We start from the raw sequence: 5152 nt of genomic DNA on the forward strand, positions 1-5152 counted from the left end.
GGAAACAACCTTTTATCCATCTAAATACCATATTTATCGCCTCCAATATAATATTGCATCTTTTCCATTATTTGGCAAAACCTTTGTTAACAGTGCCTACATAAACAGTAACTTTTTTAAACTTAACCCAATGATAACTAACATATTTTTAAAATTAATCATGTGCCATTTTTATGACGCTTTAGCTATACAATGATTTGTTTAGTAAAAAATAAGCAATTCATCAATCTTTTTAGTGGCTGAAATTATGAATCTTTCAGAGCGGTGCTTGAGAATAATGTTATATAAAACTCATCAAAGCTTTTCATTTCTTCTATTTTTTCTTTATTTATTTTAATTAACTGAATTTTTTTTATTAAAAATTCGTACCTTTTATATTGTGCAAAGCACTCTTTTAGCTCATTTCGCTTTTCTAATATTTTACCTTCTAGTGTCGCTATATTAATTTGTAAAAGCTTTACTTTTTCTTCCATATGCTGAAAAAAATTACCAAAAATAAAACTATTGCTGTGTGATATCATTAATTTCTCCTCCTTTGCTATATCTTCTTTCAGTAAACTCTTTTCTAGCTGCGCTTGCTTTAACTCTTCTATAATTTTATTTAAATCAAGTACCTTAATATCCAATTCATTTTTTTGTGTCTTTAAAAGCTTTAATAGTGTTTTTTCTCTCATCTTCTCTTCATTAGCTTATTAGCAAAGAACGAAGTAAGAATTGCTGCCACTATTACAAATACGGTATATAATATGTTATACTCTCTAGAGATAATGTAGAGCTTTTCCAATAAGCTATCCCTCTGTATTACGAATTCTTTTTGACAAACATAGATCATTTTATCATTAACAATCTCATATAATATTATTCTATACAGGCCAAGTGGAGCATTTTTTGGTATGATCATACTTGGATTTTGTCGATCTAACTTAATTAAAGAAAATAATTTTTCTTTCTCATGATGTTGTTGAAAAAATTTTAAAAAAGCATCATTAAAGTTTGTTTGCGCTGCTTTTTTAGCTATTTCGTATATAGCTTCATTATATAGATTTTTTGCCATAAGCTCATTAGAGCTATACCCTATAGAATACATACCAAGTACGTTTTGCATCTCAAAACGCTCTGAGTCTAACCATACACCTAAATTCACCTTCTTTTTTGTTACTTTATAATTTCTCGCAGGCCCCTTAAGCTCTATAATAAAATCTTTTATATTATTATCATTAAGAAATATATGAATTTTACTTCCAAGAAAATTTAGATTTTTTTCTATGCTATTATCTGAGAATTCCATGCATGCAAAAGACGCAATAGCGCCAATATTCAGTAAAACGATAGTTAATATGTGTGTAACTACCTTCATAATATCAGCTTCATAGTGTATAAATTCTCAGGCTTGCCAAATAGCTCTATTCCAAGCCTTATAGATAAGATCATCATAATAACAGTTACCACAACTTTGAAACTTTCATTATTCATTTTAACACTGATCCTCGAACCTATTTGAGAGCCAATAACAGCTCCAATTATTACAGCAAATGATAAAAATAAATCTGGACTATTAGAATGCATAGAATGCAAAAAGCATCCAGCTATTGATAGCATCATTGTCTGAAAATGTATTAGCGTCAGCGCATGCGATGGCTGCATACAAATTATATATAAAAATACTGGCATTAATAATACACTTCCACCTACACCAAGTGTTGATATTGCAATACCATTAATTACCCCCATACCTAACGGTAATAACATACTTATATCATCTTTAAGGCTAATTACTCTCAATTTGAAAAATCCTACCCTACTAACCCAACGCGCCATGACTCTAGGTTTTGCAATAAGCTTATAATATCTATGGTATACCATAACTGTCGTTTCAAATAGCGAAAACACGCTTATGAATATCAATAAACATAAAAGCCCTATAGAAACATAATTATCTGCTATGTTAACTTCATTCATGTAATATAATAATCTTGTACCAAATAATGAGCTGACAACACCACCAAATAACATAATGATTGCAAATTTATAATCCACCTTACCTTTACCAAGGCGAAACATAAGCGCTGATGATGAGGAGGCTATAAGCTGAGTTGCAGAAGTAGACATTGCAACTGTAATTGGTATACCTATTGAAATCAATATAGGTATAGAAACCATACCACCACCTATTCCACAGATACCTGAAACAAAACCAGCAAAGAGTCCTATCAAAATCAATACAACTGGATCACTAGTTAAATCTGCAACCGGCATATAAAGGTTATATGCACTGCCCATTTTTATTGTAAATTTCAAAAGCGTATTATAAAGATTTTTATAACACAATTTTGTATATAATGTTAAGATACGTTCGTTCAGCATGTATTAACTTTCTATTTGTGCATAAATATATTTGCATAGAATGTGGTGTCTATCATTCTAAATGGTCTGGTAAGTGCGCTTGTGGCGCCTGGAATAGCGTAATAGAGGAATCTAAAAAATGTATAAAATTATATAACTTAGACCAGGAGGCACAAAAAGATGATCGTATCCCTTCTGGTATGAACGAGGTAGATAGGGTATTGGGTGGCGGCTTTGTAAAAGGATCTGTGGTACTAATAGCCGGTGAGCCTGGTGTTGGTAAATCCACGCTTCTTATGCAGCTTGCGAGTTTACATAATGGATCATCTAATGTTCTTTATGCTTCTGCTGAAGAATCTTTTGAACAATTAGCATTAAGGGCCAAGAGGGTTGGTGTAAATAACAATAGAATTAAAATAGGAATAGGGAGTCAAGTTGATGAAATTATTACATCATGCCGCTCAGCTAATGCAAGCATGATGATTGTTGATTCAATACAAACAGTTTTCTCTAAACAAGTTGAGTCATTTCCTGGCTCAGTTAACCAAATAAGGGGAGCGGCACTTGAATTTATCTCATATGCAAAAAGTAGCGGTGTTATTACCGTAATAGTTGGTCATGTAACAAAAGATGGCAATGTAGCTGGGCCAAAACTCCTTGAGCATATGGTAGATACCGTAATATATTTCGAAGGAGAGCTAAAAAATGATTTTAGGATATTAAGGTGTCTTAAAAATAGATTTGGTAGCACAAACGAAGTTGGAATATTTGAAATGAAAAGCAAAGGCCTTATTGAGGTAAAGAATCCGTCTTCAGTATTCTTTGATAATTCACATAAAAGGGCTAGTGGTTCGTGCACATTTGTTGGCATTGAAGGTACAAGACCTATGCTAATGGAAATACAGGCATTGGTGGCAAAATCTTTTATGGCAATTCCAAGAAGATCTGTAGTAGGCTGGGATGTTCAGAGGCTTTCTATGATGCTTGCAATACTAAGTTCAAGAATAAATTTAGACCTATCAGGATATGAGGTATACTTAAATGTAGTAGGTGGTTTAAGGATTTACGAAAGTGCAGCCGACCTTGCTGTTATCATGGCATTAATTTCCGCCCATTCCGGGATAATTATACCATCAAAAGTTGCGGTATTTGGAGAAATTGGCCTATCTGGCGAAGTAAGAAACGTTACAAAATTTGAAGAAAGGGTATCTGAGGCAGCTAATATAGGTATGATGAAAATTGTTACTCCAAGCTGTTGCAAAAAAGATATTAAATGGGATATAAACATTCATTCAGTTGAGCATGTTTGCGCTCTCGGAGGACTTTTTGCTAATATTTCAGAAAATGCCATCCCTTGATATAGGTTCTAACCCATTAAACGGAGTTGATATAGCTCTTATCTCTTTTATAGTACTTTCAATAATCTTCGGTATTGTAAGGGGGTTCTGGGCCTCATTGCTAAGTACTACGGGTTGGATTTTCACATTAGTGATCACTTATATATTTGGTGCAGATATAAAACCTTCCTTGGATGTATATATAAAAAGTGAAGTCATATCTCTTGCGGCCAGTTATTGTATAATTTTTACATTGGCCCTTATGGGGTTTGCAATAGTAAATAGTATAATTCTAACTATATTGGCCCCTATTAGAGGTGGTATTTTCGATAAAACCTTCGGGATTGTTTTTGGGGTAGCAAGGGGTTTTCTTTTTGTACTTGTATCATTTTCGCTATTAGACACAATGCTTTGTGTATTGAGTGGTAATAAGGATAATGTAGATCTTTATACACCGGAATTGATAAGAGAGGCAAAATTTTACCCACTCATTAGAAATGCCATTAATAGTGATATATTGCCATCTATTGTTATAATAGATCTACAAAATACTGTAGATACTATAAGCGGAACTACTACTGATGATAGATTTATCTCATCAATAACAAAAAAGCTTTCTGCTGTTTTTACAAAAAATGAAAAAGAGTTTATAACAGAGAGGGTTAATAGCAAAGCTGATATTTCCACATCTTTACAAGATTTGGAAAAGATAAGAGTTATTGAATTATTGAAAGAATATAGAAAAAAGCTCGCTGATCATAGGGCTCCGGATGATATCATTTCTAGCTCTGATATGGAAAGGATTGAGGAAATTATTAAGAAGTATAGGGAATAAGCAATTATAGCTAACATTTAATCATTTTGTTCTATCAGGTAACGTTTGATACTCATTCATTTTGAGTAGTTCACTAACTGTAACAAAAATAATAGAGACCAGTTATATATAGAGCCCTGTATAGCTGTTTTATTTGAGGTGGTATACTTAAACTTATTGTATTACGGCTTATTAGCTATGCTAATTTAACTTAAATAACTATAACTAAAGAAAAGCCACTCATCTACGCTGAAAAATGAATACATTAGAAATTAGGTTCAAAGGATCATAATACATTTTATAAATTTGCTAATATAATTGGTTTGGAGCAAAAGATAGTCCTGAATCTAGATATTTTATTTGAGGTAGTAGATAGATCATATATTACAATCTATTAGCTATGCTATAGCGTCATAAAATAGTACTAACCTTGTAAATACTTTAATTATAACTGAGTTAAGTTCAATAAAATTACTTTTTATGCAATAATTTTATACTAGAAAATTTTTTTATCAAAGAGCTAAAACCCGATCAAGTTGTAAGTCGTTATTATGGATAATATAGCCTAGGCAAAAGAGGTTGATATAATAAGATGATAATATCATTGGTTAGTTATAATATTTTCGAATGGGAAGAGCGTATTCTCTTAGAGAAGAGG

Annotated in this window: 5 protein-coding genes; 2 read left to right on the plus strand and 3 right to left on the minus strand. The window is 32.1% G+C overall.

Translation table 11 applies throughout. The features are described 5' to 3' along the window. Positions 1-245: 245 nt before the first annotated feature. Genes Cyrtocomes_RS05080 through Cyrtocomes_RS05090 form a run of 3 tightly spaced genes read right to left on the minus strand, consistent with a single transcriptional unit; the run spans position 246 to position 2364 of the window. Entirely contained in the window at positions 246-674 is a 429-nt protein-coding gene (locus Cyrtocomes_RS05080; protein ID WP_322498111.1) for a flagellar FliJ family protein, read from the minus strand. Beyond that, positions 671-1357 (minus strand): TIGR02186 family protein, encoded by a 687-nt coding sequence (locus tag Cyrtocomes_RS05085; protein ID WP_322498112.1) that lies wholly within the window; start codon positions 1355-1357, stop codon positions 671-673. The genes Cyrtocomes_RS05080 and Cyrtocomes_RS05085 overlap by 4 nt, the downstream gene beginning before the upstream one ends. Continuing rightward, positions 1354-2364 (minus strand): sulfite exporter TauE/SafE family protein, encoded by a 1011-nt coding sequence (locus Cyrtocomes_RS05090; protein WP_322498113.1) that lies wholly within the window; start codon positions 2362-2364, stop codon positions 1354-1356. The genes Cyrtocomes_RS05085 and Cyrtocomes_RS05090 overlap by 4 nt, the downstream gene beginning before the upstream one ends. A gap of 17 nt (positions 2365-2381) precedes the next feature. Here Cyrtocomes_RS05090 and radA point away from each other — a divergent pair, with 17 nt between their 5' ends. Then, a complete protein-coding gene (radA, locus tag Cyrtocomes_RS05095) occupies positions 2382-3701 on the plus strand; it encodes a DNA repair protein RadA (RefSeq protein ID WP_322498114.1) in 1320 nt (439 codons plus the stop codon). Beyond that, positions 3688-4515 carry a CvpA family protein gene (locus Cyrtocomes_RS05100; protein ID WP_322498115.1) on the plus strand — a complete coding sequence of 276 codons (828 nt, stop codon included), beginning with the start codon at positions 3688-3690 and terminating at the stop codon, positions 4513-4515. Before radA ends, Cyrtocomes_RS05100 begins: the two co-directional genes overlap by 14 nt. The last annotated feature ends 637 nt before the right edge of the window (positions 4516-5152 follow it).

Source organism: Candidatus Cyrtobacter comes, from assembly GCF_034470605.1.
GTDB lineage: Bacteria > Pseudomonadota > Alphaproteobacteria > Rickettsiales > Midichloriaceae > Cyrtobacter > Cyrtobacter comes.